Raw genomic sequence first — 4,608 nt, forward strand, 5'->3', positions numbered from 1 at the left:
ACCGCTTAAATCCATATTTGCAGGAGCCACATCTAACCAATCCATCTCTGTACTTCTTAATATATCTCCCAATGCAACATCATCAATAAGAACATTATAAATAGTTTTATTAATACCGGATAAATCTATTCCTAAACCACTGGTAGTGTTTCCTTGAGGATCCATATCTATCAATAAACATTCCTGTCCTAAATGTGCCAAACTTGCTGCAAGATTTATGGCGGTTGTAGTTTTTCCTACCCCACCTTTCTGATTTGCGATAGTAATTACTTTGCTCATAGTAATTCTCCTATTAACTACACTATATTATTTATAATTAACAACAACGATAAATGATTAGTAAGAATGTATAGATAATATATAATAATTACCGTTAAAATTTTTATTTCTTATTGCTTAAAAAATTCAAATATTAATTCCATTCTATACATTTATACTTCTATTAACATCCAGCATTATTAATCTTCCAACTTTTAAATCTTCTACCATTTCTTTTATCTTCTCTCTACTTCTTTATTTTTCTTCAATTGTAATGTTGTTTCACATGAAACAAATCATATATTTATTTTATTATAAAATCATTTATTCTTTTAGCTTCAGCATCTATATCCGTATTTTCTTTTATGTTATAGTCTTTATAGTTTTTATACTCTGAAATATCATTTTTATTTTTTGCATTTATAAAAAGATTTATTATTATACTTAAAACCATAAATGTTATAAGTATACCGGTTGCTACTAAATATATATAAAAATTGTTGCTAATATCAGTTATATAACTATTTCTACTATGCTTTGGAGGAATAAATATTAATAGAGGAGATAAAAGCAATACAATTGATACTGCTGTTTTTTTACTTATAATTGTAGGTTCACTAATAAAACAATCTTTAAAAGAAGTTATAGTCTGATTAATTTTTTTACAATATTTCAACAATTCTTTTTTATCTTCATTTCCTTTAAATAATACTATTGTTTCTTTTAAAAATCTTAACACTAAATTATAAACAGTATAATAAGATTTTTTACCATTTTCTATCCTATTTTTAATATATGCTTCTTGCAAATCTTTATACTTTCTTATTTTTGTTGTAAACGGCAAGAAAAAACAACTTGTATATATTGTTACTATTGGTTGATTGTTAACAATTTGTATTTTTAACTGTTTTGGAGATACAGCATATATAAAAGCAAACCCAAAAACACTTATAAGACATCCTACAATAAATACAAGTAAAAAATCCACAACAGCTCCAATTCTTAATTTGTTTCACATGAAACAATTATATATTATTATCTATATTATTTTCAACTTTTTAAGATATATATAATTATAATAATAAAATTTTATATTTCAGTCTTTCTATTTGCTAACTTAAAAAATCATATAGCATGACCACCGGAAACTTTTATCACTTGTCCGGTAATCATTTTTGCCTGTTCACTTGCCAAAAACAAAATTGTTTCGGCAATATCTTGCGGAAGAATTAGTTTCCCTATAGGAATTAACGGAACAACTGTTTTTTCAAGTTCTTCATCAATCCACCCGGTTTGAGTAGGTCCGGGAGCTACACAGTTTACCGTAAATCCGTATTTCCCCACTTCAAGAGCAATGCTACGAGTAAGTGCTTCCAATGCCGATTTACTTGCTCCATAAGTGATTTGACCTGCAAAAATTTGTGCCGAATCAGTAGAAATATTTATAATCCTACCATAATTATTGCGATACTTAATAAACTCTTTTATCATCAAAATACTTCCCCGAACATTAACCGCAAAAGTATCATCCACCACTTTTTGGGTAATCTTTTCTATTGTATCAAACCCGTCCATATCACAGTCTGCTGCATTATTAACCAAAACATCAATCTTTCCGTATTGTTCCATAACTTTAGAATAGATTTTTGATACATCTTCTTCATTAGAAATATCACTTTCTAAAACAAGATAATCAGCTTTCATTTCTTTTAGTTTACTCTCTACAATATCTGCATTTTCTGCATTAGCCTTAAAATATCTGTCTGCACCATTGTTATCTGTCTTATTTTTATCAAATTGTCTAAATATTCTTTTATATACTAAAACTATTTTTGCTTCTTCACGAGCAAAAGCAAGTGCTGTTGTTGCTCCAATTCCTTGCGGATTATTTGCACCGGTAATTATAACCACTCTATTCTTTAATCCGTAATCAACCATTTGTATTATCTCCTAAATAATTGTTTTTATTATCATAAATAATAGCATAAAGATATAAATTTTTCTATAATTCATACAAAAAAAAGGCTATTCAACCTTAAAACTTTTAACTACAAATTACTATTATCATACTATCTACAATCTGCTAAATCTTCATCTTTAGTTATTTTCCTTATTACAAATCATTCAAATAAAATCCACATTCTTTGTTTCATGTGAAACAATTATATATTATTTAATACCATTTAGCAACAGAATCTATCATAAAACTTTAAGAATATTCTTATAGGTACACATAAAAGACAATATATTTATAAATTATAACTATTCATTGTTATTTAATAATCAATTACACATTGTGATTTACTGTTTCATATGAAACAAAACAACTATTCAAGTTTATAATATTGTTTTATAACATCCGATATATACTTCTTACTCTTTTTATCTTTAAATAAAGAATATGTGAGAGCTTCTAATACCACTATTCTACCATTCAAAACATAATACAAATCTTTATACTTTTCTTCACTATCCTTATCATTTTTATACTTTTATTTAATATTTGAGCTAAAATTTTATATTTTTAATATATCTTCAAAGCAACTATCTCCGCCACTTTCCAATTCAAAATCCCCAATGATTTTATCAACTAATATTTCCCCTAAATATATTTCAAGACTCTCTTTACCTAACAATTCTTTTAATTTGTTTTTATAATCATTTTTAGTATTATCAGATAAACAATCATATACTTTTTGTAATTTTTTATAATTAACATCTTCCACTTGAACATTTTTTAGAATTTACTTATTCTTTAGAGTTTAATAGCTTATTTATTCCTATATAATAAGAAATCATTTGTTTTATTCATTCAAGATAACAACATTCTTTTTTGGGAAATCATACAATGTTTGTTTTCATCTAATAACATTTCCGAATTATCAAATAGGACATTTTATTTCTATATATTTGCTTACCCATATCATTAGTAAAATATCCCTTTGGTATATCAATTTGTTTTTTCTGTTATATCTCTAAAATATTTAAAGAACTTTGATTCTAAAAAAATCACTTTTTTATTTTCTTTCTCAATTTCTTCCAAAAGTCCAACATCAACACTACTTTGTGATTACGGCATTTTGAAACTCAAACAAAACATCTGTAAATTTTACTGTTGTTTTCTATTTCTCTTTTATATATTTTAAATTTAAATTCAGTGTTTTTCAGAAACATTCTATAAAAACAACGATGAAAAAACTTATTATCTTTCCATAAAGAATTATATATATCGTATTTCTTTTTATCTTTTATATTATCAATAGCCTCTTTATTGTAAAATTATTAATTTGTTTATTATTTTGTTTTTCACTCATACATATTCTTTTTTTTAACAATTGTTTCACATGAAACATCTTAATATATTTACTTTAAAACAATTCTAATTGCTGTTCTTCTTTTATTTCTTTACTTTCGAAAGCATTAAGGTATTCAAAAATTTTGCTATTATCACAAATTATATGATTTTGTTCACAGATTTTATAGAATAAATTCATTAAATATTTGTTATTGGGGCTGTTTAATATATAATTATTTCCATATTCTTTTATATATTTTTCTTTAATTGAGGGGAAAAACTTATCTAATCTATTGTAAAAATACTCTCTGTTTCCTTCTCTTAAAGTTACTCCCATACTAAAACATATTATTCCATAAACTTTTGCTTTAATACAATAATTCAATATACCTATTAGATTTTCTTCAGTATCGTTTATAAATGGCAATATAGGTGTAAGCCAAACAATAGTGGGAATACTGTTTTGATTAAGTATTTTTAAAGTTTCAAACCTTTCTTTAGTACTGCTTACATTAGGTTCTATTATTTTACAAAGTTTTTCATCTGCAGTTGTTAATGTCATTTGAATAACACATTTTATTTTACTATTTATTGCTTTTAAAATATCTAAATCTCTTAAAACATTTACAGATTTGGTAATAAGTGTAGCTCCACAATCATATTTATATATCAATTCTAAAGATTTTCTTGTATTTTGTATATCGCTTTCCAATGGTATATAAGGATCTGTCATTGAGCCCATACCTATCATACATTTTTTCCTTTTACTTTTAAGAGCATTTTCTAATAACTCTATTGCATTTTCTTTTATTTCTATATCTTCAAATTTATGTTGCATATTATAACAATTACTTCTTGAATCGCAATATATACAACCATGAGAACAACCTCTATAAAGCTTCATTCCATTTTTTGCAGAAAGGATAGTTTTTACTTTAACATAATGCATAATAATTCCTAAATTATATTGTTTCATGTGAAACAAAGAAAAATATAAATTCTTTATTTGGCACACCTTTTAAAATTATAAATTCTAATAAAAGATTTAATATTCT

At 24.9% G+C, this 4,608-nt stretch carries 5 protein-coding genes; all 5 read right to left on the minus strand.

What is annotated here, in order from left to right:
* A partial coding sequence (locus ACMUOV_RS07910; protein WP_413854594.1) for a ParA family protein occupies window positions 1-279 on the minus strand: 279 nt, incomplete at its 3' end.
* A gap of 283 nt (window positions 280-562) precedes the next feature.
* On the minus strand, window positions 563-1,246 hold the full coding sequence (locus ACMUOV_RS07915) for a hypothetical protein (RefSeq protein ID WP_413854595.1): 684 nt from the start codon (window positions 1,244-1,246) through the stop codon (window positions 563-565).
* 137 nt (window positions 1,247-1,383) lie between these two features.
* A complete protein-coding gene (locus ACMUOV_RS07920) occupies window positions 1,384-2,196 on the minus strand; it encodes an SDR family NAD(P)-dependent oxidoreductase (RefSeq protein WP_413854596.1) in 813 nt (270 codons plus the stop codon).
* Window positions 2,197-2,774: 578 nt separating this feature from the next.
* Window positions 2,775-2,984 (minus strand): hypothetical protein, encoded by a 210-nt coding sequence (locus ACMUOV_RS07925; protein WP_413854597.1) that lies wholly within the window; start codon window positions 2,982-2,984, stop codon window positions 2,775-2,777.
* A gap of 642 nt (window positions 2,985-3,626) precedes the next feature.
* Entirely contained in the window at window positions 3,627-4,502 is an 876-nt protein-coding gene (locus ACMUOV_RS07930) for an SPL family radical SAM protein (RefSeq protein WP_413854598.1), read from the minus strand.
* Window positions 4,503-4,608: the final 106 nt, after the last annotated feature.

It is taken from the genome of Candidatus Ruminimicrobium bovinum, assembly GCF_902760015.1.
In the GTDB taxonomy this organism is placed as follows: Bacteria; Elusimicrobiota; Endomicrobiia; order Endomicrobiales; family Endomicrobiaceae; genus Ruminimicrobium; species Ruminimicrobium bovinum.

What these genes read in the sequence shown, in the direction of transcription:
- ACMUOV_RS07930 (WP_413854598.1), bottom strand. Translation starts at nt 4,502, where the DNA reads ATGCATTATGTTAAAGTAAAAACTATCCTTTCTGCAAAAAATGGAATG.
- ACMUOV_RS07920 (WP_413854596.1), bottom strand. Translation starts at nt 2,196, where the DNA reads ATGGTTGATTACGGATTAAAGAATAGAGTGGTTATAATTACCGGTGCA.